Origin of the sequence: Klebsiella grimontii (genome assembly GCF_900200035.1) — a bacterium.
GTDB classification, from domain to species: Bacteria; Pseudomonadota; Gammaproteobacteria; order Enterobacterales; family Enterobacteriaceae; genus Klebsiella; species Klebsiella grimontii.
In genome coordinates this window covers 793,243-819,597 of sequence record NZ_FZTC01000019.1, presented here as the reverse complement: position 1 = coordinate 819,597, position 26,355 = coordinate 793,243, and the positions used below count along the sequence as shown (strand labels likewise).

The window sequence follows — 26,355 nt, the reverse complement described above, 5'->3', positions numbered from 1 at the left end:
TGCTCATTATCGGCAAAACATATTAAAAAAAGTGATTTTCCGCCCTGCAATACGCTTTTCTAATGCTTTGGTATTACTTTTTATTATCAATAACTTACCCATCCCCCTCGTCACCATCGCGGCTTTTTACCCACATTAATTACTGTTATTTTATTCACATCATTCTCTGGTGCTTGCCGTCTGATAATCGAAATGATATTAGTAATTTCCCCTATGAAGCAGATGAATGTGCTAAATAATAAGCGATTGTTAAATTTTCGTACAAAAAAGCAGCTGTTCGGCGCGGGATGACGCATAGCGTGAGGGATTTATCACAATCCTTTGATAGTAATAAGATTAATAAACTTGGCCGTGCGAATAAGGGAATAAAACTCCGCCGCCTGCGGGCCACAAAAGAGAATTCGGTAACATATTTGCAAATTGCATTGGCGGACAATAAAGCGTTTTGGTACTTTCCGGCGTGATCTTTGGCGGAATACCTACGCAAATGAGAATTTTTATTATATAGCCCCTCGGGACTAAAATTGCCTCCGGACAGGGGGGTAAGAATCGACGTCAAGGCTGCCGTTTGAGCGGCCGTAATAAATAAGTCGGTGATAGCAAGCAGTACTCTCTGACAGCAGCATAAACTCCTGCACTGTTCAGAATCCAGAAAAGAGAAAACAGGCTGGTTAAATAACCAGTAATTATAATGATTGGAGTAACAAACACATGACCATCATCACGAAAAAAAGCCTGGTAGCCGCAGGAGTACTCTCTGCGTTAATGACCATCAACGCCGCCGTTGCGGCAGATGTACCGGCAGGGGTACAGCTGGCGGACAAACAAACGCTGGTACGTAACAACGGCTCCGAAGTTCAGTCCCTCGATCCGCATAAAATTGAAGGCGTGCCGGAGTCCAATATTAACCGCGATTTGTTTGAAGGGCTGCTGGTAAGCGACCTCGACGGTCATCCGGTCGCGGGCGTTGCGGAAAAATGGGACAACAAAGATTTTAAAGTCTGGACCTTCCATCTACGTAAAGATGCAAAGTGGTCCGACGGCACGCCGGTTACGGCACAAGATTTCGTTTATAGCTGGCAGCGCCTGGCGGATCCGAAAACCGCTTCTCCTTATGCAAGCTATCTGCAGTATGGTCATTTAGCCAATATTGACGACATTATCGCCGGGAAAAAACCAGCGACCGATCTGGGCGTAAAAGCGCTTGACGATCATACCTTTGAAGTGACCCTTAGCGAACCGGTGCCGTACTTCTACAAACTGCTCGTTCACCCATCCGTTTCGCCGGTACCTAAATCCGCCATTGAGAAATTCGGTGACAAATGGACCCAGCCGGCCAATATCGTCAGCAATGGCGCGTATAAATTAAAAGATTGGGTTGTGAACGAACGCATTGTTCTGGAGCGTAATACCAACTACTGGGATAACGCCAAAACCGTGATTAATCAGGTCACCTTCCTGCCGATTTCTTCAGAAGTCACCGACGTTAACCGCTACCGCAGCGGTGAAATCGATATGACCTATAACAACATGCCGATCGAGCTGTTCCAGAAACTGAAAAAAGAGATCCCGAAGGAAGTTCACGTCGATCCGTATCTGTGTACTTATTATTACGAAATCAATAACCAGAAAGCCCCGTTTACCGACGTTCGCGTGCGTACGGCTCTGAAGATGGCGCTGGATCGCGACATTATTGTCAATAAAGTGAAGAACCAGGGCGACCTGCCAGCCTATAGCTACACGCCGCCTTATACCGATGGCATGAAGCTTATTGAGCCCGAGTGGTTCAAGTGGTCGCAGGAAAAACGTAACGAAGAAGCGAAAAAATTGCTGGCCGAAGCGGGCTATAGCGCTGATAAGCCGCTGACCTTCAATCTGCTGTATAACACTTCCGATTTGCACAAAAAACTGGCTATCGCGGTGGCGTCCATCTGGAAGAAAAACCTCGGCGTAAACGTGAAGCTGGAAAACCAGGAATGGAAAACCTTCCTTGATAACCGCCATCAGGGCACCTTTGATATTGCGCGCGCCGGCTGGTGTGCGGACTATAACGAACCGACCTCCTTCCTCAATACGATGCTGAGCGACAGCTCAAACAACACATCACATTATAAGAGCCCGGCTTTCGACAAGATTATCGCTGAAACGCTGAAAACCAGCGACGAAGGGAAACGCGCGGACCTCTATGCGCAATCTGAGCAGCAGCTGGATAAAGACTCCGTCATCGTACCGGTCTTCTATTATGTCAACGCCCGTTTGGTTAAACCGTGGGTAGGTGGCTATACCGGCAAAGACCCGCTGGATAATACCTATACAAGAAATATGTACATTGTGAAGCACTAATGGCAATACGTGGGGCAGGCGTTAACGCTTGCCTCACGGTGTCTTATTTCATCGCACTATTAAAGGCACAGGCCAGAAGGTACGGGCAATGTTAAAATTCATCTTTCGTCGCTGTCTGGAAGCGATTCCGACGCTATTTATTCTTATTACTATCTCTTTCTTCATGATGCGCCTTGCACCGGGAAGCCCTTTTACCGGTGAACGTACGCTGCCGCCGGAAGTCATGGCGAATATTGAAGCAAAATACCATTTAAACGACCCCATCATGACCCAGTACTTCAATTACCTGAAGCAGCTGGCGCACGGTGATTTCGGTCCTTCCTTTAAATATAAAGATTACTCGGTTAACGATCTGGTCGCTTCCAGCTTCCCGGTGTCAGCCAAATTAGGCTTCGCCGCGTTTTTTCTGGCGGTTGTGCTTGGCGTGAGCGCCGGGGTGATTGCGGCTTTGAAGCAAAATACAAAATGGGATTTTGCCGTGATGGGGGTGGCAATGACCGGGGTGGTGATACCGAGTTTCGTGGTCGCGCCGTTACTGGTCATGATATTTGCTATCACCCTGCACTGGCTGCCGGGCGGCGGATGGAACGGCGGGGCGCTGCAATATATGATTTTGCCGATGGTCGCCCTGTCGTTGGCCTATATCGCCAGCATCGCGCGTATTACCCGTGGCTCTATGATCGAAGTTCTCCACTCTAACTTCATTCGCACCGCCCGGGCAAAAGGCTTACCGATGCGGCGCATTATTCTGCGCCATGCATTAAAGCCCGCGCTGCTGCCGGTGCTCTCCTATATGGGGCCCGCCTTTGTCGGCATTATTACCGGCTCAATGGTTATCGAAACCATCTATGGCCTGCCGGGAATCGGTCAACTGTTCGTCAACGGCGCGCTGAACCGCGACTACTCGCTGGTCCTTAGTCTGACCATTCTGGTGGGCGCATTGACCATTCTGTTTAACGCGATTGTTGACGTGCTGTACGCCGTTATCGATCCGAAGATCCGTTACTAACGCTGGGGTTCGCCATGATGTTAAGTAAGAAAAACAACGAGGCGCTGGAAAACTTCAGTGAAAAGCTGGAAGTCGAGGGACGCAGCCTCTGGCAGGACGCTCGCCGCCGCTTTATGCATAACCGCGCTGCCGTCGCCAGCCTGATTGTGCTGGTGATTATTGCGCTGTTTGTCACCATCGCGCCGATGGTATCGCAGTTTTCCTATTACGATACCGATTGGGGCATGATGTCCAGCGCGCCCGATATGGAGTCCGGGCACTACTTTGGTACCGACTCTTCCGGCCGCGACCTGCTGGTGCGGGTGGCGATTGGCGGGCGTATCTCATTAATGGTCGGCGTGGCTGCTGCGCTGGTGGCGGTGATTCTGGGAACGCTTTACGGGTCGCTTTCCGGCTATCTTGGCGGCAAAGTGGATTCGGTAATGATGCGTCTGCTGGAAATCCTCAACTCCTTCCCGTTTATGTTCTTCGTCATCCTGCTGGTGACCTTTTTTGGTCAGAATATCCTGCTGATTTTCGTTGCCATCGGGATGGTCTCCTGGCTGGATATGGCGCGTATCGTTCGCGGCCAGACCCTGAGCCTGAAGCGTAAAGAGTTTATTGAAGCTGCGCAGGTTGGCGGCGTTTCAACGGGCAATATCGTTATCCGCCATATCGTGCCTAACGTGCTTGGCGTGGTCGTGGTGTATGCCTCACTGCTGGTGCCGAGCATGATTTTGTTCGAATCCTTCCTGAGCTTCCTCGGCCTGGGTACCCAGGAGCCGTTAAGCAGCTGGGGCGCGCTGCTCAGCGATGGCGCCAACTCGATGGAAGTTTCGCCGTGGCTACTGCTGTTTCCTGCCGGTTTCCTGGTGGTAACGCTGTTTTGTTTTAACTTTATCGGCGATGGCCTGCGTGATGCCCTCGACCCGAAAGACCGCTAAGGAGCGCCGACATGAGTACGATGGAAACGGCGAAAGCGCCGCAGGCAGCACAACAATCCGGACTGCTTCTGGATGTGAAAGATCTCCGCGTCACCTTTGGTACTCCCGATGGTGATGTGACCGCGGTCAACGATCTCAATTTTAATCTGCGGGCAGGGGAAACCTTAGGCATCGTGGGCGAGTCCGGTTCCGGTAAATCGCAGACCGCTTTTGCGCTGATGGGCCTGCTGGCGGCGAACGGTCGCATCGGCGGTTCTGCGACCTTTAACGGTAAGCAGATCCTCAACCTTCCGGAGCGCGAACTGAATAAGCTGCGCGCCGAGCAGATCTCAATGATTTTTCAGGACCCGATGACCTCGCTGAATCCGTATATGCGGGTAGGGGAGCAGCTGATGGAAGTCCTGATGCTGCATAAAGCGTTGAGCAAAGCCGAAGCCTTTGAAGAGTCGGTGAAAATGCTGGACGCGGTCAAAATGCCCGAAGCGCGTAAACGGATGAAAATGTATCCGCACGAATTTTCCGGCGGCATGCGCCAGCGCGTAATGATTGCGATGGCGCTGCTGTGCCGGCCTAAGCTGCTGATTGCCGATGAGCCGACAACGGCGCTGGACGTGACCGTACAGGCGCAAATCATGACGCTGCTTAATGAGCTCAAGCGCGAGTTCAATACGGCGATCATTATGATTACCCACGATCTCGGCGTCGTCGCCGGGATCTGCGATAAGGTGCTGGTAATGTACGCCGGGCGTACGATGGAATATGGTCAGGCGCGCGACGTCTTTTATCAACCATCGCACCCTTATTCTATCGGTCTGCTCAATGCGGTGCCGCGGCTGGATGCGGAAGGCGATGCTCTGTTAACGATTCCGGGCAATCCGCCGAACCTGCTGCGGCTGCCGAAGGGCTGTCCGTTCCAGCCGCGCTGTCCGCATGCGATGGAAATTTGCAATAGCGCTCCGCCTCTGGAGGAGTTTGCACCGGGCCGCCTGCGCGCCTGCTTTCAACCGGTGGGGGATTTGCTATGAACGCCGTAACGGAACAAAGAAAAGTCCTGCTCGAAATCGCCGATCTGAAAGTGCACTTTGATATTAAAGACGGTAAACAGTGGTTCTGGCAGCCGTCGAAAACGCTGAAAGCGGTGGATGGCGTAACGCTGCGTCTGTATGAAGGTGAAACCCTGGGCGTGGTCGGCGAGTCCGGATGCGGAAAATCGACCTTCGCGCGCGCGATCATTGGTCTGGTCAAAGCCACCGACGGTAAAGTCGCCTGGCTAGGTAAAGATTTGCTGGGAATGAAGGCCGACGAATGGCGCGACGTGCGTAGCGATATTCAGATGATCTTTCAGGATCCGCTGGCGTCGCTAAACCCGCGCATGACTATCGGGGAAATTATCGCCGAGCCGCTGCGTACCTATCATCCGAAAATGCCGCGTCAGGAAGTTCGCGATCGCGTTAAGGCGATGATGATGAAAGTGGGGCTGCTGCCGAACCTGATTAACCGCTACCCGCATGAGTTCTCCGGCGGCCAGTGTCAGCGCATCGGTATTGCCCGTGCGCTCATTCTTGAGCCGAAGCTCATTATTTGCGATGAGCCGGTTTCGGCGCTGGATGTGTCGATTCAGGCGCAGGTAGTGAATCTGCTGCAGCAGCTGCAGCGTGAAATGGGACTATCGCTGATTTTTATCGCCCACGATCTGGCGGTGGTGAAGCACATTTCTGACCGCGTACTGGTGATGTATCTCGGGCATGCCGTGGAACTGGGCACCTACGATGAGGTGTACCATAATCCGCTGCATCCTTATACCAAAGCGCTGATGTCGGCGGTGCCGGTGCCGGACCCCGATAAAGAGAAGAATAAAACTATCCAACTGCTGGAGGGGGAATTGCCATCGCCGATTAACCCGCCGTCGGGATGCGTATTTCGCACGCGGTGCCCGATTGCCGGGCCGGAGTGCGCTAAGACGCGACCGGTGCTGGAGGGCAGTTTCCGACACGCGGTTTCCTGCCTGAAGGTAGACCCGTTATAATCTCTGGGGCTGACGCAGGTCAGCCCTTTTTTTAGCGAGGTTAACGTGGCTTTTCATATTCATGCCGCTCGTCTGCGGCTGTATCATTTACTCTTCGATCAAAACCGTCGCTCCGGCCGGCATTTTGAGGGATTCTGCGGCCTCTTTGCGCTGCTTAGCGTGCTGGTGATATTTATCGAGTCCGGATTGGGAACGCAATATCATCTGACGGTAGATGAATGGCATGTCTTTGTCTGGCTTGAGCTTATTGTCACCGCGGTTTTTACCTGCGAGTATATTCTGCGCATTATCAGTTGGCCGAATCCGCTAAAGTATATTTTCAGCTTTTGGGGAATTATTGATCTTGCCACTATCTTACCGCTCTACGTAATGTGGCTATGGCCTGAGATCAGTATTGAGTACGTGTTCGCCTGGCGGGCCATGCGCGCGATTCGCGCGCTGCGTATTCTTAAACTGCTGCGTTTTATGCCGTCGCTGAATATTTTCTGGACCGCCATCGTCAGCGCTCGCCACCAGTTGATCCTGTTCTACTCTTTTATTGCCATCGTGATGGTGATTTTTGGCGCCCTGATGTATCTGGTTGAGGGGCCGCGATATGGGTTTACTACGCTGAATGCGTCGGTTTACTGGGCGATTGTGACGATAACCACGGTGGGATATGGCGACATCACGCCGCATACGCCGCTCGGGCGAATTCTGGCCTCCATCCTTATCTTAATCGGCTACTCAATTATTGCGATTCCCACCGGCTTAATTACCACCCATATGACCACGACCTTTCAGAATCGCCGTACTCAGCGCATATGTTCGAATTGTCAGCATGCAAATCATGAAAAAGACGCCCGCTACTGCAACGCCTGCGGCAGTAAACTACCCGAATAAATAAAAAAGCCTGCTCTGGTTAAACCCGGCAGGCTTATTCTGTATCGTTATTTACTTAAGAAAGATTTTATTCGCGCCACAGGATATGACAGAGCTTGTGGTCTTTTTCACGGCACAGCAGCACGCGCGCAAAAATATCGTTAATCTCGCCGCCATCTTCATCGGCCAGGCCAATGACCACTTCCGCGAAGAAGTCAGGGTTGAGGTCAAAATCGACGTGCTCTTCCCAGTCAGGCGCCGGGTCAAAGAGCTCAGCGCCGCCGCGTTCTTCAAACTGCAGATTGAACAGAATGACATCCGCCGGGTCGAGGTTGTCGACGGCCAGCTCGAGGAAAATGTCGTAAGCCTGTTCAAGCGTTTCGTCTTCGGTCAGGCGATTGTTTAAATCCATATCCATGATTGCTACCCATTAAACATCTGATTGGCACGTTTTACAGCAACGGACTGAAGAAGTAAAACAGTCGCTCGGCGATCCGCTGCCACAGCGGACGTTTTAACCATAGCCTGGCGTCCAGCAGGCGCGAGCGGGAGATATAATCATCCTGCACCGCGGCCAGATCGCTGCCAAATCCGGCATCGTCAATCACCAGCGTAATCTCGAAGTTCAACCACAGGCTGCGCATGTCGAGGTTAACGGTGCCCACCAGGCTGAGCTCGCCGTCAACCAGCACGCTCTTGGTATGCAGCAGGCCGCCTTCAAACTGGTAGATCTTCACCCCGGCAGCCAGCAGTTCGGTAAAGAAGGCGCGGCTGGCCCAGCCCACCAGCAGCGAGTCGTTCTTGCGCGGCAGGATGATGCTGACATCGACGCCGCGCTGGGCGGCGGTGCAGATGGCATGCAGAAGATCGTCACTGGGCACAAAGTAGGGAGTCGTCATGATCAAATGCTCTTTGGCCGCGTAGGCGGCAGTGAGCAGAGCCTGATGGATCAAATCTTCCGGAAAGCCCGGGCCCGAGGCGATAGTGTGAATCGTGTGCCCGCTGGCCTCTTCGAACGGCATAATGTTCGCGTCCGGCGGCGGCGGTAAAATACGTTTACCGGTTTCAATCTCCCAGTCGCAGGAGTAGACAATGCCCATGGCTGTCGCTACAGGCCCTTCCATTCGCGCCATCAGATCGATCCACTGGCCAACGCCGGAGTCCTGCTTAAAGAAACGCGGATCAACCAGATTCATACTGCCAGTATAGGCAATATAGTTATCGATCATGACCATTTTACGGTGCTGACGCAGGTCCATACGGCGCAGGAAGACGCGCATCAGGTTGACCTTCAGCGCTTCGACGACTTCAATGCCGGCATTACGCATCATCGCGGCCCAGGGGCTGCGGAAAAAGGCCACGCTCCCGGCGGAGTCGAGCATCAGCCGGCAATGTACACCGCGTCTGGCCGCCGCCATTAATGATTCGGCGACCTGGTCGGCCATGCCGCCAGGCTGCCAGATATAGAACACCATCTCAATATTGTGCCGGGCGAGCTGGATATCGCGGATGAGCGCTTGCATGACGTCATCGGACTCGGTGAGCAGCTGGAGCTGGTTTCCTTTGACGCCACCAATTCCCTGACGGCGTTCGCAGAGTTTGAACAACGATTCGGCGACCGGGCTATTATCATCGGCAAAGATATGCTTGCAGGCTTTGAGATCTTTTAACCACTTGGCCGTCGAGGGCCACATGGCCCGCGCGCGCTCGGCGCGGCGTTTACCCAGATGCAGTTCGCCAAACGAGAGATAGGCGATAATTCCCACCAGCGGAAGAATATAAATGACAAGCAGCCAGGCCATCGCTGACGGGACCGCGCGTCTTTTCATTAATATCCGTAATGTTACACCGGCGATAAGTAGCCAGTAACCAAGTATAACCAGCCAGTTCACCACCGTGTAAAAGGTTGTCATAGATGAAAAATCCTTTTGAATGACTTGATGACATGAGTTTACGCATCAACATCCATCTGGCAAATAAAAACGCAGCGAAAGCGTTGGTTAGCCAGATTCATCGGTCTATAATGCAGGCTGTTTTCACTCGTAGAGTAGTTGTAATGAAGCGTAGTAGAACGGAAGTAGGGCGCTGGCGCATGCTTCGGCAGGTGAGCCGCCGTAAAGCACGCTGGCTGGAAGGCCAGTCGCGTCGTAATATGCGCATCCTCGCCATCAGAAAAGAGCTGGTTAAGCGGCAACGACACTCTCTGCTGTTCACCTTCTCTGAGTTTTGAGAGTCGAAACAAAAGGCACCGCTCGCGGTGCCTCTGTTTTTTGCCAACATTTGGTTCTTTAGAATACTTTTTTATACGGTTTTACAGATACTTTCTGATAAACCCCTGCGGCGATATACGGATCGTCATTGGCCCATGATTGCGCCGCTTCCAGTGATTCAAATTCCGCAATTACCGTTGAGCCGGTGAAGCCCGCCGCGCCGGGTTCATTACTGTCGACTGCGGGCATTGGGCCGGCGGTCAGTAAACGACCTTCATCATGTAATAATTGCAAACGCGCCAGGTGGGCGGGACGTACCGACGTCCGTTTTTCCAGAGAGTCGGCGATATCTTCAGCGTAGATAACGTAAAGCACGGCATGGCTCCTTATCAATAAATTGGCGAATCACGTTAAGTGAAACCGTCGTTGACTGCAATGCAAAGATGCTCACGATCCCCAGAATGCCACGTCCCGGCGGCTTTTTGTCATAAATCAGGGCAAATTTTGATACAAGCCAACAACCCTAGTTGAATATGATTGCTATTTGCATTTAAAATCGGGGCATCATTTTTCAACAGAAACGACTATGAGCGCAATGACCTTTGATTTACCTCGCCGCTTTCCGTGGCCCACGCTACTGTCTGTGGTTATCCACGGCGGTGTTGTCGCGGCGCTGCTCTATACTTCGGTACATCAGGTTATTGAACGGCCGTCACCCTCACAGCCCATTGAGATTACTATGGTGGCCCCGGCAGATCTGGAACCGCCTCAGGCGGCTCAGCCGGTCGTTGAACCCATCGTTGAACCGGAACCAGAGCCGGAACCGGAAGTGATTCCTGAACCGCCAAAAGAGGTGCCGGTCGTTATCCATAAACCGAAACCTAAACCGAAGCCAAAGCCTAAACCGAAGCCGGAAAAAAAGGTTGAGCAACCGAAGCGTGATGTCAAACCGGCGGAAACGCGCCCGGCCTCGCCGTTTGAAAATACAAATACGGCGCCAGCGCGCACCGCGCCGAGCACCTCAACCGCGAACGCTAAACCGACCGTCACGGCGCCGACCGGACCGCGGGCGTTAAGCCGTGGAGAACCGAGCTATCCTGCTCGTGCGCAGGCGCTGCGCATTGAAGGGAATGTTCGGGTTAAGTTCGACGTCACGGCGGAAGGGCGCGTGGATAACGTGCAGATCCTCTCTGCCCAGCCGGCCAACATGTTTGAGCGTGAAGTGAAAAACGCTTTACGTAAATGGCGCTATGAACCGGGTAAACCAGGAACCGGCATTACCATGACCATTCAGTTCCGCCTGAAAGGCGTACAAATCAGCTAATCCGCATAAGCAAGGCCCCTTACGGGGCCTTATCCATGAACACGTCATCAAGCGCTTTCTGCGCCGTCACCAGATGTTGTCCGCCAAACAGAATTGCGCGATTCAGCAGCGTATAGAGCTGGTAGATGGGTTGCCGCTCAAGAAACCCGGACGGTAGCGGCGAAACGGATTGATAGCCATCATAGATTTGCGGCGGCTGTTCCGGATGCAGCGGGAGCATCGCCAGATCGCATTCGCGATCGCCCCAGTAGCAAGCGGGGTCGAAAATATAGGGTCCGTTTGGCCCAAGCGCGCAGTTACCGGACCATAAATCACCGTGGAGCAGCGACGGCTGCGGCTGATGATTGCTCAACCGCTGCTGAATAATATCAACAAGGCTATCGATATCGCCAAAATGCAGGCCTTTCTCGGCGGCGAGCTCGAGCTGCCAGCCGATGCGCTGTTCGGCAAAGAACGTGGACCAGCGACGCTGCCAGGCGTTCGGCTGGGGAGTCGTGGAAAGGTCATTGTCAAAATCCAGACCAAACTGCGGCTGATCGCTCCATTGATGCAAATGGGCGATTTGCTGGCCTAACAGGAAAGCGTTGTGCGCATCCAGCGGGCGAGGGGGGAGATATTCCATGACCAGAAAACTATAATCACGATCGCTGCCTACGGCAAAAACCTGCGGTACGTTCACGGTTTTACTTCGCGACAGCAGCTCAAGCTGGTCTGCCTCGGCCGTGAAGATGGGTAAAAGCTCACGTTCGTCGCATTTTACGAAGTAATCGCGTCCGCCAAAGCGTAAATGCCAGGCGGCGTGGATCTCTCCACCGGGTAGTTCGTTTCGCAGTTCGATTTCAGCTGCTTCGGTATGCAAATCGCTTAACAAATTGCTGATAGCTTGCCACATGCCGTCTCTCCCCATGTCTTCCAACATTTCATAAGGTTAGCGCATAACCCCGGCGTAAAATTCGAACTGACGCACAACTGAACGTTTTCCGTTGCGTCAATCGCACTTATTGAGCTTTTATCCACTCGCTGAATGTTGACACGGTGACGTCAACGGCTCTTCCCAGCGCGGTTTCGGCCAAACCCGCGCTTAACGCTTTAACTTCATCGGCATTCTGCATGGAAAGCAGGCCGAAGGTATTGGTGCCGAGCTCGTGGACGTTCCCTTCATCATCGTTTAAGACAAGAGTAAACCCGGCGCGAGTGAGATGATTACTGAGTTCGTTAATTTCCGTTAACGTCTCTTCGTGGAAACGAACCGTGACGACCCAGGCGGTAATTTCGCTACTCATTTTTCACCCCGTTGTTATCCATGGCATTTTTAGCATAGACCATCATGCTGATTTGGCGACTCCCTCCGTTTTGCCAGAGGGAGAGAAGGAGATTATAAACCGCGCAGATAATCGTAGATTTTTTGCGTATTTTCCTGCGAGCAAAGGCGGGTGCCCTGATTGATGGTGGCCGCGCTACCCGCCGCGACGCCAAAGCGAACCATATCTTCAAGCGAGGCATTTTCCGCCAGCCTTAAGGTCATCGCGCCAACCATGCTGTCACCGGCGCCGACGGTACTCTGGCTTTTCATCGGCGGCGGTACGACCTGAACGCTACCATCGGCGTCAACACCAAGCGCTCCCTGTGCTCCCAGGGAGACGACGACGCGCTGGACTTTGCCGGAACGAATTAACTCTTGCGCGGCGAGCCGCACATCATCCGGCTGGCTCAGATCCCGCTGGACCAGCGCGCTCAGCTCTTTCTGGTTCGGTTTAACCAGTTCAATATTGCCGACATCAAGCGCTGCGGCGAGAGCATCGCCGGAACTATCAACAATACAGCGCAATCCATGCCGCTGCGCGTTTTTCACCAGCTGCGTCAGGTTTCCGACGCTGATGCCCGGCGGCAGACTGCCGCTAATTACCAGCAGCGAGCCGGGGGCGATAGTGAGAACTTTTTCCTCAATGAGGCGGAGCTCATCCGCAGTTAATGCGGCGCCAGGCATCACGAAACGATATTGCTCGCCGCTGGCGTTCACATGAACGTGAAGATTCTGCCGCGTCCAGTCGTGAGTCTCTACCGTATCGACGGGAACGTGTTCATCCGTCAGCAGCGCTGTCAGGTGTTCACCCGTTGCGCCGCCGACGGGAAAGATAGCCGTGGCGCTGCCGCCAAGAAAAGTGATGGCTCGCGCCACGTTAATACCGCCGCCTCCGGGTTCAAATACGGGGGCGCTACAGCGTAGCTTGCCTTCCGGGTAAATTTGCGGGGTTTGCGTGGCGCTGTCGAGCGAGGGGGCTAACGTGAGCGTATAGATTTTGGTCATCCGGTTTCCTCCATAATACGAATTTAGCTGCTCTGATTTTAAGCATGGCACTTAAAGGAGGTAAGGGGAAGCGACGACTAGCTTATGCCCCGGTACCCCATTTTATCTTTATGAAATAAAAATTGTTTTGCGAAGCGTCTTATACAAAAAACGAAAGAGTAATTGATTGCTAAGTTAATCGTGCTTTTTTATAATTTACTCCCTTTCTTAGGACCGGCTATTAGCGATCCTCGCGAAAGCTCCCGGGACCCTCCTGGTCTCCTTATAGGTTGTACGGACTTAAAATTAAATGAAGCTTTTGAAGACAGTACCCGCAGCGGTGATGCTGGCGGGAGGGCTCTTTGCGTCTGCGTGCGCAATGGCCGATGATTCCGTTTTTACTGTCATGGATGACCCTTCTTCTGCAAAAAAACCTTTCGAAGGTACTGTTAACGCCGGTTATCTGGCGCAGTCCGGCAATACGAAAAGTTCCTCAATGACCGCCGACTCCACGTTGACCTGGTATGGCGATACCACCGCATGGTCGCTGTGGGGAAATGCCAGCAATACGTCGTCAAACGATCAGCGCTCTTCGGAAAAGTACGCGGTGGGCGGACGTAGCCGTTATAACCTGACCGACCAGAATTATCTTTTTGGTCAGGCGAGCTGGCTGACGGATCGTTACAATGGTTATCAGCAGCGTGATGTGTTCACCGCGGGTTATGGTCGTCAGATCATGAACGGCCCGGTACACAGCCTGCGTTTTGAATTTGGTCCTGGCGTACGCTATGACGAGTATACCGATGGTGATAATGATACTCAGCCGTTGGGCTATGCTTCCGGTACCTACGCCTGGCAGATGACCGATAACGCCAAATTTACCCAAGGCGTCTCGGTATTCGGCGCTGAAGATACGACGCTGAACTCTGAAAGTGCGTTAAACGTTGCGATTAACGCGCACTTTGCCCTCAAAGTAGCCTATAACCTGACGTGGAACTCTGAACCGCCGTCATCGGCGCCGGAACATACCGATCGCCGCACCACGCTATCGCTCGGTTATAAAATGTAATATTTTCAGGCCGGATATTCCGGCCTGATTGTTTTAAATTTAGCAATAAGTGGCATTATTATTTTTGGTCTCTTGTTTTGTTTTTTATAAAAAGAAATGGTCTCCATAATTTCCTCATAATTGCTATTTTGCTGACAAATATGCAGTCAATTTGACACGAAAAGATAAATATTGGGTCGGACAAAAATGTGATCTGGATCTATACTGTTCAACACAGGCGGAGATAACGAATCCGTTCTATTATCTGCAACAAATAAGAGAATGACTATCATGAGAAATAGCAAAATCGCACTCGCGGCCGTGATGCTGTGCACGCTGTCTTTTGGCGCATTTGCCGCCGCTCCCGCACCGCAGCCGGGTAATCACGATCGTACGCCAGTGGGCATTGCCAAAGCGACCGATGTCGAAGCGGGCTCCAACATTGCTCCGGGCTCACAATCAACCGGACAGTCAATGAACGACGCGTTTGATGTTCATAAACTTGTCGCTGGCGAATGGTCCTGATATTTAAACACCATTCATAACTTCTCTTTTATTATTTCGTCAAGCAGTAAACCGGGTAATGCTGTACCGGTTTCGCTTTCCGCGTTTGGTGTTAAATCGTCATAATTTATGTGAAATCATAAATATTCTATATGCGTCATATCGCGCTGTCGTCGTTTCTTCCGATCTATCGCTGAAGCAATTATGCAGCGTTTGTTACGCCGCCCCCTTTTTTTTCCATCAACAATAACCATTTAGTCTTATGTGACTTTTATCACGGACTAATGATGTGTAAACTAACCCTCGGTGTTATCAACAGGCGGCTGCAGGTGGGGACGTGTCGGTGAACGAGCGTGCACATATTTTCGCAGAGTGAAGCGGGAACTGGGCCTGAACGTGTTGATAATTATGATTATATTGTTTTGTATGTGCTCTTTCGTGCGGGGCACCACTGCAAATAAGGACATGAAATGCCTGTAATTACGCTTCCTGATGGCAGCCAACGCCATTTTGATCACGCTGTGAGCCCGATGGACGTCGCTCTGGATATTGGCCCCGGTCTGGCGAAAGCCACTATCGCTGGTCGTGTCAACGGCGAGCTGGTTGACGCCTGTGACTTAATTGAAAACGACGCAACGCTCTCTATCATCACCGCGAAAGATGAAGATGGTCTTGAGATTATTCGTCACTCCTGTGCGCACCTTTTGGGGCATGCGATTAAACAGCTGTGGCCAAATACCAAAATGGCGATCGGCCCGGTTGTCGACAATGGTTTCTACTACGATGTCGATCTGGACCATACCCTGACCCAGGAAGATATCGACGCGCTCGAAAAACGTATGCATGAGCTCGCCGAGAAAAACTACGACGTTATTAAGAAGAAAGTCAGCTGGCACGAAGCGCGTGAAACCTTTGTGAAGCGTGGCGAGAGCTATAAAGTCTCTATTCTTGATGAAAACATTGCTCATGATGACAAGCCTGGCTTGTATCATCACGAAGAATATGTCGACATGTGCCGTGGGCCGCATGTGCCGAATATGCGTTTCTGCCATCACTTCAAACTGATGAAGACCGCTGGCGCCTACTGGCGCGGCGATAGCAACAATAAAATGCTGCAGCGCATCTACGGTACCGCCTGGGCAGATAAGAAAGCGCTGAATGCCTATCTGCAGCGCCTGGAAGAAGCCGCTAAGCGCGATCACCGTAAAATCGGTAAGCAGCTCGACCTGTATCATATGCAGGAAGAGGCGCCGGGTATGGTGTTCTGGCATAATGACGGATGGACTATCTTCCGCGAACTGGAAACTTTTGTGCGTTCTAAGCTGAAAGAGTACCAGTATCAGGAAGTTAAAGGCCCGTTTATGATGGACCGTGTGCTGTGGGAAAAAACCGGCCACTGGGACAACTATAAAGATGCGATGTTTACCACTTCTTCCGAGAACCGTGAATACTGCATCAAGCCGATGAACTGCCCGGGTCACGTGCAGATCTTCAACCAGGGCCTGAAATCCTACCGCGATCTGCCATTACGTATGGCTGAATTCGGTAGCTGCCATCGCAATGAGCCGTCAGGCGCGCTGCATGGCCTGATGCGCGTACGCGGGTTTACTCAGGACGATGCCCATATTTTCTGTACTGAAGATCAGGTTCGTGATGAAGTTAACGCCTGTATTCGTATGGTCTACGATATGTACAGCACCTTCGGCTTCGAGAAAATCGTCGTCAAGCTGTCAACTCGCCCGGAAAAACGCATCGGTAGTGATGAGACATGGGATCGTGCTGAAGCGGATCTGGCGGTGGCGCTGGAAGAGAACAATATCCCGTTTGAATATCAACTGGGTGAAGGCGCCTTCTATGGTCCGAAAATTGAATTTACCCTGTATGACTGCCTCGATCGTGCATGGCAGTGCGGTACTGTACAGCTGGACTTCTCCCTGCCGCAGCGTTTAAGCGCCTCCTATGTTGGCGAAAATAACGAACGACAGGTACCGGTAATGATTCACCGTGCGATTCTTGGTTCGCTGGAGCGCTTTATTGGCATCCTGACCGAAGAGTTTGCCGGCTTCTTCCCAAGCTGGCTTGCGCCAGTGCAGGTTGTGATCATGAATATTACTGATTCTCAGGCTGAATACGTTAACGAATTGACGCGTAAACTACAAAATGCGGGCATTCGCGTAAAAGCAGACTTGAGAAATGAGAAGATAGGCTTTAAAATCCGCGAGCACACTTTACGTCGTGTCCCTTACATGTTGGTCTGTGGCGACAAAGAGGTAGAAGCTGGCAAAGTTGCCGTGCGTACCCGTCGTGGCAAAGACTTGGGCAGCCTGGACGTAAATGAAGTTATCGAGAAGCTGCAACAAGAGATTCGCAGCCGCAGTCTAAAACAACTGGAGGAATAAGGTATTAAAGGCGGAAAACGAGTTCAAACGGCACGTCCGAATCGTATCAATGGCGAGATTCGCGCCCTGGAAGTTCGCTTAACAGGTCTGGAAGGCGAAGCTTTGGGTATTGTGAGTCTGAGAGAAGCTATCGAAAAAGCTGAAGAAGCTGGAGTAGATTTAGTTGAAATCAGCCCTAACGCCGAACCGCCAGTTTGTCGTATCATGGACTACGGCAAGTTCCTTTATGAAAAGAGCAAGTCTTCTAAGGAACAGAAGAAAAAGCAAAAAGTTATTCAGGTCAAGGAAATCAAATTCCGACCTGGCACCGATGATGGCGACTACCAGGTAAAACTCCGCAGCCTGGTTCGCTTTCTGGAAGAGGGTGATAAAGCTAAGATCACGCTGCGTTTCCGCGGCCGTGAGATGGCTCACCAGCAGATCGGGATGGAAGTGCTTACCCGCGTCCGTGACGATCTGAGTGAACTGGCAGTAGTCGAATCCTTCCCAACGAAGATCGAAGGCCGCCAGATGATCATGGTGCTCGCTCCTAAGAAGAAACAGTAAGGCCTTCAAGTAGCAATGTCTGTGGAGCCTTTAGGTTCCGCAGCTGTTGTTCGCCTATGTTTCGTTTATTAACAATGCGAAGTGGAAGTTATTAAAATGCCAAAAATTAAGACCGTACGCGGTGCTGCTAAGCGCTTCAAAAAAACCGGTAAAGGTGGTTTTAAGCACAAGCACGCTAACCTGCGTCACATTCTGACCAAAAAAGCTACTAAGCGTAAACGTCACCTGCGTCCGAAAGCCATGGTTTCCAAAGGCGATCTGGGCCTGGTCATCGCGTGCCTGCCGTACGCATAAGTCGTTAACCCTTTTAACTTTTTAATTAGAATAGATACAGGAGAGCACATATGGCTCGCGTAAAACGTGGTGTAGTTGCCCGTGCACGTCACAAGAAAATTTTGAAACAAGCTAAAGGCTACTACGGTGCGCGTTCTCGCGTATACCGCGTTGCCTTCCAGGCTGTTATCAAAGCTGGTCAGTACGCTTATCGTGACCGTCGTCAGAAAAAGCGTCAGTTCCGTCAACTGTGGATTGCGCGTATCAACGCAGCAGCACGTCAGAACGGTATTTCTTACAGCAAATTCATCAACGGCCTGAAAAAAGCCTCTGTTGAAATCGACCGTAAGATCCTGGCTGACATCGCAGTATTCGACAAATTAGCGTTCACCGCGCTGGTCGAAAAAGCGAAAGCAGCTCTGGCATAAGCCAGTTGAAAGAGGGAGCTTGTCTCCCTCTTTTCGTTTCAAGGCTATCAATACATTGACTTTTATCCGCGTAAGCATTTCAATATCGGTCTTACGTTTTTTACCAGACAAGGTAATGCAAGCATGAATGCTGCTATTTTCCGCTTCTTTTTTTACTTTAGCACCTGAACTCAGGAGGCTAGCGCGTGAAAGAAGAAACGGAAAACAGCGCCAAAAAGCCTCCCCCTGTGGAGGCTTTTTTTGTATCTGAACTGGCTCGTTCTATTTCAAGCTCCAGACGCGTGGGTTGACCTGAATCATTCGGTCAACTGAAGGATTACCTACGGTCTGCGGCTCGAAATAGTGAGAGCAAAATAATAACCATAACCGGTGTCTGCACCGACATAATGAGGAAAACCATGTCACATCTCGCAGAGCTGGTTGCCAGTGCGAAGGCAGCCATTAACGAGGCATCAGATGTTGCTGCGCTGGACAACGTCCGCGTGGAATACCTGGGTAAAAAAGGGCTTCTGACCCTTCAGATGACGACCCTGCGCGAGCTGCCTGCTGAAGAGCGCCCGGCAGCCGGCGCGGTTATCAACGAAGCCAAAGAGCAGGTCCAGCAGGCGCTTAACGCGCGTAAGACCGAGCTCGAAAGCGCAGCGCTTAACGCGCGCCTGGCCTCGGAAACCATTGATGTCTCTCTGCCGGGACGTCGTATCGAGAATGGTGGCCTGCATCCGGTGACCCGTACTATCGACCGTATCGAAAGTTTCTTCGGTGAGCTCGGCTTTACCGTCGCGACCGGCCCGGAAATCGAAGATGACTACCACAACTTCGATGCGCTGAATATCCCTGGCCACCATCCGGCACGCGCTGACCACGACACTTTCTGGTTCGATGCGACGCGCCTCCTGCGTACGCAAACTTCAGGTGTGCAGATCCGTACCATGGCTAACCAGCAGCCGCCGATCCGCATTATTGCGCCAGGCCGCGTGTATCGTAACGACTACGATCAGACCCACACCCCAATGTTCCATCAGATGGAAGGCCTGATCGTTGATACCAACATCAGCTTTACCAATCTGAAGGGAACGCTGCACGATTTCCTGCGTAACTTCTTTGAAGAAGATCTGCAGATTCGTTTTCGTCCGTCCTATTTCCCGTTCACCGAGCCCTCTGCGGAAGTTGACGTCATGGGCAAAAACGGCAAATGGCTGGAAGTGCTCGGCTGCGGTATGGTGCATCCAAACGTACTGCGCAACGTGGGTATCGATCCGGAAATCTATTCCGGCTTTGCCTTCGGCATGGGCATGGAGCGTCTGACCATGCTGCGCTACGGCGTGACCGACTTACGCGCGTTCTTCGAAAACGATCTGCGTTTCCTCAAACAGTTTAAATAAGGGCAGGACAGAACAATGAAATTCAGTGAACTGTGGTTACGCGAGTGGGTTAACCCAGCTATCGATAGCGAAGCGCTGTCGGACCAGATAACGATGGCCGGGCTTGAGGTTGACGGCGTTGAGCCGGTCGCGGGCAGCTTCAACGGCGTTGTTGTTGGCGAAGTGGTCGAGTGCGCTCAGCACCCTAATGCCGACAAACTGCGCGTGACAAAAATCAACGTCGGCGGCGAACGTCTGCTGGATATCGTCTGCGGCGCGCCGAACTGCCGTCAGGGCCTGAAGGTTGCCGTGGCGACCATCGGCGCCGTCCTGCCGGGCGATTTTAAAATTAAAGCGGCAAAGCTGCGCGGTGAGCCGTCGGAAGGCATGCTGTGCTCCTTCTCCGAACTGGGTATTTCCGACGATCACAGCGGCATTATTGAACTGCCCGCCGATGCGCCGTTGGGTACCGATATCCGTGAATATCTGAAGCTCGACGATAACACTATCGAAATCAGCGTCACGCCGAACCGTGCCGACTGTCTCGGTATTATCGGCGTGGCCCGCGATGTCGCCGTGCTCAACAAGGCGCCGTTGAATGTCCCGGAAATGCCCCCGGTAGCCGCCACCGTCAATGACGTTCTGCCAATCCAGGTCGATGCGCCGGAAGCGTGTCCGCGCTATCTGGGGCGCGTGGTAAAAGGCATTAATGTCAAAGCGCCGACCCCATTATGGATGAAAGAGAAGCTGCGCCGCTGCGGTATTCGCTCCATCGATGCGGTGGTTGACGTGACCAACTACGTCCTGCTCGAGCTGGGCCAGCCGATGCACGCCTTCGATAAAGACCGCATTGAAGGCGGAATTGTCGTGCGTATGGCGCATGAAGGAGAAAGCCTGGTCCTGCTGGACGGCTCCGAGGCTAAGCTGGACACCGATACTCTGGTGATTGCTGACCATCAGAAAGCTCTGGCCATGGGGGGGATTTTCGGCGGCGAGCACTCCGGCGTAAACGATGAAACGCAAAACGTTCTGCTGGAATGCGCGTTCTTCAGCCCGCTGTCCATTACCGGGCGCGCCCGCCGTCATGGCCTGCATACCGATGCTTCCCACCGCTACGAGCGCGGCGTGGACTCCGCGTTGCAGTATCAGGCGATGGAGCGTGCGACCCGCCTGCTGATGGATATTTGCGGCGGCGAAGCTGGCCCGATCATTGACGTCACCAACGAAGCGACCCTGCCGAAGCCTGCGACCATCCAGCTTCGCCGCAGCAAGTTGGATCGTCTGATTGGTCACCACGTTGAGGATGCGCAGGTTAGCGATATTCTGCGTCGTCTGGGCTGTGACGTCACCGAAGGCCAGGACGAGTGGCAAGCCGTCGCGCCGAGCTGGCGTTTCGATATTGCCATCGAAGAGGACCTGGTCGAAGAAGTCGCCCGCGTCTATGGTTATAACAATATTCCTGACGAACCGGTGCAAGCGGGCCTGATCATGGGCACCCACCGCGAAGCGGATCTGTCGCTTAAGCGCGTGAAAACGCTGCTCAACGACAAAGGCTATCAGGAAGTGATTACCTACAGCTTCGTTGATCCGAAAGTACAGCAGTGGATCCACCCCGGCGAAGAAGCGCTGATTCTGCCGAGCCCGATCTCCAGCGAAATGTCGGCGATGCGCCTGTCATTGTGGACCGGCCTGTTAGGGACGGTGGTCTACAACCAGAATCGTCAGCAGAGCCGCGTACGCATCTTTGAGAGCGGTTTACGCTTTGTTCCTGATACTCAGGCTCCGCTGGGCATTCGTCAGGATGTGATGCTGGCCGGCGTGATTTGCGGTAACCGTTATGAAGAACACTGGAACCTGGCAAAAGAAACCGTCGATTTCTATGATTTAAAAGGCGATCTGGAGTCGGTCCTCGACCTCACCGGCAAGCTGTCCGACATCGAATTCCGCATCGAAGCCAATAATGCGCTTCATCCGGGTCAGTCGGCGGCGATTTATCTGAAAGGTGAACGTATTGGTTTTATTGGGGTTGTTCATCCTGAGCTGGAACGTAAGCTGGATCTGAACGGTCGCACGTTGGTCTTTGAACTGGAGTGGAGCAAGCTTGCAGACCGCGTGGTGCCTCAGGCGCGTGAAGTTTCTCGCTTCCCGGCGAACCGTCGCGACATCGCCGTCGTTGTGGCAGAAAACGTTCCCGCTGCCGATGTTTTAGCCGAGTGTAAGAAAGTTGGCGTAAATCAGGTAGTTGGCGTAAACTTATTTGACGTGTACCGCGGCAAGGGCGTAGCAGAGGGTTTCAAGAGCCTCGCTATCAGCCTTATCCTCCAGGATACCAGCCGTACACTCGAAGAAGAGGAGATTGCCGCTACCGTCGCCAAATGTGTAGAGGCATTGAAAGAGCGATTCCAGGCATCATTGAGGGATTGAACCTATGGCGCTTACAAAAGCTGAAATGTCAGAATATCTGTTTGATAAGCTTGGGCTTAGCAAGCGGGATGCCAAAGAGCTGGTAGAGTTATTTTTCGAAGAGGTCCGTCGCGCTCTGGAAAACGGAGAGCAGGTAAAACTCTCCGGGTTCGGCAATTTCGATTTGCGAGATAAGAACCAACGCCCGGGCCGTAACCCGAAAACGGGAGAGGATATCCCTATTACAGCCCGGCGAGTGGTGACTTTCAGACCTGGCCAGAAGCTAAAAAGCCGTGTCGAAAATGCGTCACCCAGAGATAAGTAATCTGAACTAACTAAAAAGGCCGCTATGCGGCCTTTTTTCTTTTCCTGGCCGAATACCGTAAAATCAATCACATCCTTTTTCTCGATTCAGAAATCTATGCTGACCTTTGCTCAAATTCAACGGCGCCGGAACCGGCGCTGGCTTGCGGTATTAACGTTGCTGCTGCTGGTCACGTCGACCATCAGCCTGTGCGCCGGCGACCAGTGGATTGGCCCCGGCGAATGGTTTAGCGCCAAAGGTGAGCTGTTTATCTGGCAGATTCGTCTGCCGCGCACCCTGGCCGTCCTGCTGGTGGGGGCCGCGCTGGCGCTGTCCGGGGCGATTATGCAGGCGCTGTTTGAAAATCCGCTGGCGGAGCCTGGGCTGCTAGGGGTATCAAACGGGGCTGGGGTTGGCCTGATAGCTGCCGTCTTGCTGGGAAAAGGCATGCTTCCAGGCTGGGCGCTCGGGCTATGCGCGATTGCTGGCGCGCTGGTTATTACCTTTATTTTACTGCGTTTTGCCCGGCGGCATCTCTCAACCAGTCGCCTGCTGCTGGCGGGGGTCGCGCTCGGCATCATTTGTAGCGCCCTGATGACCTGGGCGGTCTATTTCTCCACCTCTTTCGATCTCCGCCAACTGATGTACTGGATGATGGGCGGCTTTGGCGGCGTGGACTGGCAGCAGCTGTGGCTGATGCTGGCGCTGCTGCCGGTGCTGGCCTGGGTGTGTCTGCAATCGCAGCCGCTCAATCTGTTAGCGCTGGGGGAGGTTTCCGCACGTCAGCTGGGGTTGCCGCTATGGCTATGGCGTAAAGTGCTGGTGGTCGCTACCGGTTGGCTGGTGGGCGTCAGCGTGGCGCTGGCGGGAGCGATTGGCTTTATCGGTCTGGTTATTCCGCATATTTTGCGGCTATGTGGTTTGAGCGATCACCGCGCGCTGCTTCCGGCCTGTCTGTTAGCGGGAGCCAGCGCTCTGCTGGGGGCGGATATCGTCGCGCGTCTGGCGCTCTCGGCGGCGGAATTGCCGATTGGCGTGGTCACCGCCACCCTGGGTGCGCCGGTGTTCATCTGGTTATTATTAAAATCAGGCCGCCCGCAGTGACGGGCGGCCGTAAGCGGTGGCTAATTACCAGCCCTTAATCGCATCGCCTTTGTAGACTTCCGCTGCCTTGTCGGCAACCGCTTGAGTCTGGAAGGCCTCTTTCAGCTCCTGAACCTTTTTGCTGTCTTTATTCTCTTCGCGTGAAACGATGGCGTTGACGTACGGCGAGTCCGGACCTTCCATAAATAAACCATCGCGGGCGGCCGACAGGCCGGCCTGGGCAGAGAAGTTGGTGTTAATAATCGACAGGGCGACATTCGGGTCGTCAAGGGTACGGGTCAGCTGCGGCGTGTCGACTTCGACGATTTTTAGCTGTTTAGGATTGTCGATAATATCCAGCGTTGTAGGCAGATAGCCTGTCCCTTCTTTTAGCTTGATTAAACCTTGCGCCTGCAGCAGCAGCAGGCTGCGACCCAGGGTTGTGGTTTCGTTAGAAATGGAAATCGTCGCGCCGTCAGGCAGTTCGCTGATATTTTTGATTTTCTTCGAGTAGGCGGCGATCGGGAAAACGAAGGTTTTACCGACAATCGCAAACTTATAGCCGCGCTCTTTTGATTGCGCCTCAAGGTAAGGCAGCGTCTGGAAGGCGTTAGCATCGACGTCTTTATTGTTCAGCGCTTCGTTCGGCAGTACGTAATCATTAAATGAGATAACCTCCACGTCGAGGTTATATTTCTCTTTGGCCACCTGTTCTACGACTTTCCAGATAGCCTCATCCGGCCCGGTATTAATGGCGACTTTGATCTTATTATCTTCATCCGGTGAGCAGGCCGCCAGCAGCGCGACGGAGGCCGCAATTAACACCGTGCTAAACATCTTCTTCATCAATAAAACTCTCTTAAATTAACAATTAACGAAATGCTATTACATCCATTCATCACTGTACACTGAATTGCGCGCTCCCGGTGTTGAGATGAATTCATGTTGTGTGGCCTGTTACATCAAGAGACACTCCCGGGGGATTCAAAGTAGAATGACCCGGTCTGAATCCGCTACAGTAGATAGGGATCACCTGAAGCAGAAACCGGTTTATTCACTGAGGGAAGGCTATGCAACACGATATTCTCAATACTGAAGTCACCACCATCGATGGTGAAACCACAACGCTTGCCCCATGGGCGGGCAAAGTGCTGCTGATCGTTAACGTTGCTTCAAAATGCGGCCTGACGCCGCAGTATGAGCAGCTGGAAGCGCTGCAAAAAGCGTTCGAAAGCGAAGGTTTTAGCGTGCTGGGCTTCCCGTGCAACCAGTTCCTGGGGCAGGAGCCGGGCAGCGAAGAAGAGATTAAAACCTTCTGTAGCACCACCTACGGCGTCACTTTCCCGATGTTCAGCAAAATTGACGTCAACGGCGAGCATCGCGCGCCTCTATATCAGAAGCTGGTTGATGCCGCCCCGCAGGCCGTCGCGCCGGAAGGCAGCGGTTTTTATGAGCGCATGGCCAGTAAAGGCAGGGCGCCGCTGTATGTCGATGATATTCTATGGAACTTTGAAAAATTCCTCATTGGCCGGGACGGACAGGTTATCGGTCGTTTCTCACCGGATATGACGCCGGATGACCCCCAACTGGTGGCCGCCATTAAAGGAGCTTTAGCGAAATAATGCCGTTTTTGATGCAGCTACAGGACGTAGAAGAGGCGGGGCGGCTGGCGCCGTTTTCAGCGGATATCCGGCCGGGAGAGATTATTCATCTGGTGGGGCCAAACGGCGCGGGGAAAAGCACGCTGCTGGCGCGTATGGCGGGACTTTCTACCGGACCGGGGCGGGTCAAACTGAATGAACGCCCTCTGAAGGATTGGCCTGCTCAGGAGCTGGCGCGTCATCGGGCCTATTTAAGCCAACACCAGATGCCGCCTTTCGCGATGCCGGTCTGGCATTATCTGTCGCTGCATCTGCATAACGACGCGCAAAACGCCCTGCTGACGGCTATCGCGGAGAAACTGGGCTTAGGCGATAAGCTTGGGCGCCAGGTGAATCACATCTCTGGTGGGGAGTGGCAGCGCGTGCGGCTGGCGGCGGTAATACTGCAGATTCATCGGCAGGCTAATCCGGTCGGGCAATTGCTCTTGCTGGATGAACCAATGAACAGCCTGGACGTGGCGCAGCAGTCCGCGCTCGATCGCGTATTAAATGAGCTCTGCGCATCCGGGGTTGCTATTGTGATGAGCAGCCACGACCTTAATCATACCCTCCGGCATGCCCATCGCGCCTGGCTTATCTGCCGGGGGAAAACCATCGCCTGCGGTAGTACCGCTGAAGTCCTTAACGAAGAAAACTTAACCGCCGCCTACGCCATGGACTTCCAGAGAGTCGAGGTGGCTGGTCATCTTATGCTCGTTCCGTCACAGTAGCACTCAGTCAGCTTGCCAGCGAATTGATAAACAAGCTAAATTATTCTGCTAACAGGATAAGGAACAGAGGATTCGTCTGAGATGCGTTTCTGGCTCGTTTTGTGTGTTGCGTTATTTCTGGCGGGTTGTAGCAGTCACCGGGCGCCGCCGCCAAATCCACGGCTGGCTGATTCGATTACCGTTGTGGCCAACCTGAATGAGCAGTTAAGGAACTGGCGGGGAGCGCCTTATCGCTACGGCGGCATGTCGCCGCGCGGCGTTGATTGCTCCGGGTTTGTGTTAATGACCTTTCGCGATAAGTTCGCGCTGCAGCTACCGCGTGAGACACGCGAGCAGGCGGAGATCGGCACCAAAATTGATAAGAGCGAACTGCTGCCCGGCGATCTGGTCTTTTTCAAGACCGGCTCCGGAGAGAGCGGTCTGCACGTCGGTATTTACGACACGGACAACCAGTTTATCCACGCCTCCACCAGCCAGGGCGTGACGCGCTCATCGCTGGATAATGTCTACTGGCATAAAAAATTCTGGCAGGCGCGAAGGATCTAACGTCAGCCGCCACCGGGCAATGGCAGAAGCGCGCACAATCCCCGTGCGGCTTATTATGGCAATAACCCCGTACTCGCCCCGTGTTAATAATTTGTTGAAAGCACTA

Annotated in this window: 29 protein-coding genes and 1 other annotated feature; of the genes, 22 read left to right on the top strand and 7 right to left on the bottom strand. The window is 52.9% G+C overall.

Annotated elements, in window-relative coordinates:
- The first annotated feature begins 711 nt into the window (after nt 1-711).
- The 6 genes from oppA (at nt 712) to KOSB73_RS18680 (ending at nt 7,183) form a co-directional block, all read left to right on the top strand.
- Entirely contained in the window at nt 712-2,343 is a 1,632-nt protein-coding gene (oppA, locus tag KOSB73_RS18705) for an oligopeptide ABC transporter substrate-binding protein OppA (RefSeq protein ID WP_004134042.1), read from the top strand.
- Nucleotides 2,344-2,431: 88 nt separating this feature from the next.
- Nucleotides 2,432-3,352, top strand: a complete 921-nt coding sequence (oppB, locus tag KOSB73_RS18700; protein WP_004121700.1) for an oligopeptide ABC transporter permease OppB — start codon at nt 2,432-2,434, stop codon at nt 3,350-3,352.
- A 14-nt stretch (nt 3,353-3,366) separates the two neighbouring features.
- Nucleotides 3,367-4,275, top strand: a complete 909-nt coding sequence (gene oppC, locus KOSB73_RS18695) for an oligopeptide ABC transporter permease OppC (protein ID WP_004121697.1) — start codon at nt 3,367-3,369, stop codon at nt 4,273-4,275.
- An 11-nt stretch (nt 4,276-4,286) separates the two neighbouring features.
- A complete protein-coding gene (gene oppD / locus KOSB73_RS18690) occupies nt 4,287-5,300 on the top strand; it encodes an ABC transporter ATP-binding protein (protein WP_024357876.1) in 1,014 nt (337 codons plus the stop codon).
- Complete coding sequence (gene oppF / locus KOSB73_RS18685) at nt 5,297-6,301, top strand: murein tripeptide/oligopeptide ABC transporter ATP-binding protein OppF (protein ID WP_004121693.1); 1,005 nt, start codon at nt 5,297-5,299, stop codon at nt 6,299-6,301. Before oppD ends, oppF begins: the two co-directional genes overlap by 4 nt.
- A gap of 45 nt (nt 6,302-6,346) precedes the next feature.
- Nucleotides 6,347-7,183 (top strand): ion transporter, encoded by an 837-nt coding sequence (locus KOSB73_RS18680; protein ID WP_029669645.1) that lies wholly within the window; start codon nt 6,347-6,349, stop codon nt 7,181-7,183.
- 67 nt (nt 7,184-7,250) lie between these two features.
- Here KOSB73_RS18680 and KOSB73_RS18675 read toward each other — a convergent pair whose 3' ends face one another.
- Entirely contained in the window at nt 7,251-7,580 is a 330-nt protein-coding gene (locus tag KOSB73_RS18675) for an HI1450 family dsDNA-mimic protein (RefSeq protein ID WP_004103097.1), read from the bottom strand.
- A gap of 34 nt (nt 7,581-7,614) precedes the next feature.
- Complete coding sequence (gene cls / locus KOSB73_RS18670) at nt 7,615-9,075, bottom strand: cardiolipin synthase (protein ID WP_004134054.1); 1,461 nt, start codon at nt 9,073-9,075, stop codon at nt 7,615-7,617.
- A gap of 143 nt (nt 9,076-9,218) precedes the next feature.
- Here cls and KOSB73_RS30700 point away from each other — a divergent pair, with 143 nt between their 5' ends.
- On the top strand, nt 9,219-9,392 hold the full coding sequence (locus KOSB73_RS30700; RefSeq protein ID WP_004121687.1) for a YciY family protein: 174 nt from the start codon (nt 9,219-9,221) through the stop codon (nt 9,390-9,392).
- A 58-nt stretch (nt 9,393-9,450) separates the two neighbouring features.
- Here KOSB73_RS30700 and KOSB73_RS18660 read toward each other — a convergent pair whose 3' ends face one another.
- The gene (locus KOSB73_RS18660) at nt 9,451-9,747 is read right to left on the bottom strand and encodes a YciI family protein (RefSeq protein WP_004103089.1); all 297 of its coding nucleotides are present in this window, start codon (nt 9,745-9,747) and stop codon (nt 9,451-9,453) included.
- A gap of 220 nt (nt 9,748-9,967) precedes the next feature.
- On the opposite strand from KOSB73_RS18660, the gene tonB reads away from it, so the two are divergent.
- A complete protein-coding gene (gene tonB / locus KOSB73_RS18655) occupies nt 9,968-10,696 on the top strand; it encodes a TonB system transport protein TonB (RefSeq protein ID WP_196406253.1) in 729 nt (242 codons plus the stop codon).
- Nucleotides 10,697-10,715: 19 nt separating this feature from the next.
- Here the strand turns inward: tonB and KOSB73_RS18650 are convergent, their stop codons facing one another.
- The 3 genes from KOSB73_RS18650 to pfkB all read right to left on the bottom strand — a co-directional run bounded on the left by KOSB73_RS18650 (nt 10,716) and on the right by pfkB (nt 13,004).
- A complete protein-coding gene (locus KOSB73_RS18650) occupies nt 10,716-11,588 on the bottom strand; it encodes a fructosamine kinase family protein (protein ID WP_024357879.1) in 873 nt (290 codons plus the stop codon).
- Between the two features lie 106 nt (nt 11,589-11,694).
- Nucleotides 11,695-11,979: a type V toxin-antitoxin system endoribonuclease antitoxin GhoS gene (ghoS, locus tag KOSB73_RS18645; RefSeq protein ID WP_004134059.1), complete on the bottom strand. Its 285-nt coding sequence runs from the start codon at nt 11,977-11,979 to the stop codon at nt 11,695-11,697.
- 92 nt (nt 11,980-12,071) lie between these two features.
- A complete protein-coding gene (pfkB, locus tag KOSB73_RS18640; protein ID WP_098140791.1) occupies nt 12,072-13,004 on the bottom strand; it encodes a 6-phosphofructokinase II in 933 nt (310 codons plus the stop codon).
- 289 nt (nt 13,005-13,293) lie between these two features.
- Here pfkB and KOSB73_RS18635 point away from each other — a divergent pair, with 289 nt between their 5' ends.
- The 11 genes from KOSB73_RS18635 to btuC all read left to right on the top strand — a co-directional run bounded on the left by KOSB73_RS18635 (nt 13,294) and on the right by btuC (nt 23,353).
- Nucleotides 13,294-14,052: a DUF481 domain-containing protein gene (locus KOSB73_RS18635; protein ID WP_004121674.1), complete on the top strand. Its 759-nt coding sequence runs from the start codon at nt 13,294-13,296 to the stop codon at nt 14,050-14,052.
- A 270-nt stretch (nt 14,053-14,322) separates the two neighbouring features.
- Complete coding sequence (locus KOSB73_RS18630; RefSeq protein WP_004134060.1) at nt 14,323-14,556, top strand: hypothetical protein; 234 nt, start codon at nt 14,323-14,325, stop codon at nt 14,554-14,556.
- A 449-nt stretch (nt 14,557-15,005) separates the two neighbouring features.
- Nucleotides 15,006-16,934 (top strand): threonine--tRNA ligase, encoded by a 1,929-nt coding sequence (gene thrS / locus KOSB73_RS18615; protein ID WP_024357882.1) that lies wholly within the window; start codon nt 15,006-15,008, stop codon nt 16,932-16,934.
- Nucleotides 16,935-16,937: 3 nt separating this feature from the next.
- Complete coding sequence (gene infC / locus KOSB73_RS18610; protein ID WP_071830666.1) at nt 16,938-17,480, top strand: translation initiation factor IF-3; 543 nt, start codon at nt 16,938-16,940, stop codon at nt 17,478-17,480.
- 96 nt (nt 17,481-17,576) lie between these two features.
- Complete coding sequence (gene rpmI, locus KOSB73_RS18605; protein ID WP_001124225.1) at nt 17,577-17,774, top strand: 50S ribosomal protein L35; 198 nt, start codon at nt 17,577-17,579, stop codon at nt 17,772-17,774.
- 50 nt (nt 17,775-17,824) lie between these two features.
- Complete coding sequence (rplT, locus tag KOSB73_RS18600; RefSeq protein WP_004102963.1) at nt 17,825-18,181, top strand: 50S ribosomal protein L20; 357 nt, start codon at nt 17,825-17,827, stop codon at nt 18,179-18,181.
- A 118-nt stretch (nt 18,182-18,299) separates the two neighbouring features.
- Nucleotides 18,300-18,425 (top strand) — a sequence feature (Phe leader region).
- Nucleotides 18,305-18,349: a pheST operon leader peptide PheM gene (pheM, locus tag KOSB73_RS30885; RefSeq protein WP_001386830.1), complete on the top strand. Its 45-nt coding sequence runs from the start codon at nt 18,305-18,307 to the stop codon at nt 18,347-18,349. It overlaps the preceding feature by 45 nt.
- 154 nt (nt 18,426-18,579) lie before the next feature.
- Nucleotides 18,580-19,563 carry a phenylalanine--tRNA ligase subunit alpha gene (gene pheS, locus KOSB73_RS18595; protein WP_004134066.1) on the top strand — a complete coding sequence of 328 codons (984 nt, stop codon included), beginning with the start codon at nt 18,580-18,582 and terminating at the stop codon, nt 19,561-19,563.
- Between the two features lie 15 nt (nt 19,564-19,578).
- Nucleotides 19,579-21,966 (top strand): phenylalanine--tRNA ligase subunit beta, encoded by a 2,388-nt coding sequence (pheT, locus tag KOSB73_RS18590; RefSeq protein ID WP_049086635.1) that lies wholly within the window; start codon nt 19,579-19,581, stop codon nt 21,964-21,966.
- A gap of 4 nt (nt 21,967-21,970) precedes the next feature.
- Complete coding sequence (ihfA, locus tag KOSB73_RS18585; RefSeq protein ID WP_004102960.1) at nt 21,971-22,270, top strand: integration host factor subunit alpha; 300 nt, start codon at nt 21,971-21,973, stop codon at nt 22,268-22,270.
- 96 nt (nt 22,271-22,366) lie between these two features.
- Complete coding sequence (gene btuC / locus KOSB73_RS18580; RefSeq protein ID WP_004134071.1) at nt 22,367-23,353, top strand: vitamin B12 ABC transporter permease BtuC; 987 nt, start codon at nt 22,367-22,369, stop codon at nt 23,351-23,353.
- Nucleotides 23,354-23,377: 24 nt separating this feature from the next.
- Here the strand turns inward: btuC and KOSB73_RS18575 are convergent, their stop codons facing one another.
- Nucleotides 23,378-24,178, bottom strand: coding sequence for a MetQ/NlpA family ABC transporter substrate-binding protein (locus KOSB73_RS18575; protein ID WP_004119129.1), 801 nt, complete (start codon nt 24,176-24,178; stop codon nt 23,378-23,380).
- Nucleotides 24,179-24,402: 224 nt separating this feature from the next.
- On the opposite strand from KOSB73_RS18575, the gene KOSB73_RS18570 reads away from it, so the two are divergent.
- From KOSB73_RS18570 to KOSB73_RS18560, 3 genes are all read left to right on the top strand, one after another.
- Nucleotides 24,403-24,954 carry a glutathione peroxidase gene (locus tag KOSB73_RS18570; RefSeq protein ID WP_004134072.1) on the top strand — a complete coding sequence of 184 codons (552 nt, stop codon included), beginning with the start codon at nt 24,403-24,405 and terminating at the stop codon, nt 24,952-24,954.
- Nucleotides 24,954-25,703: a vitamin B12 ABC transporter ATP-binding protein BtuD gene (gene btuD / locus KOSB73_RS18565; protein WP_049088741.1), complete on the top strand. Its 750-nt coding sequence runs from the start codon at nt 24,954-24,956 to the stop codon at nt 25,701-25,703. Before KOSB73_RS18570 ends, btuD begins: the two co-directional genes overlap by 1 nt.
- A gap of 81 nt (nt 25,704-25,784) precedes the next feature.
- Nucleotides 25,785-26,249 carry an NlpC/P60 family protein gene (locus KOSB73_RS18560; protein ID WP_004134084.1) on the top strand — a complete coding sequence of 155 codons (465 nt, stop codon included), beginning with the start codon at nt 25,785-25,787 and terminating at the stop codon, nt 26,247-26,249.
- Nucleotides 26,250-26,355: the final 106 nt, after the last annotated feature.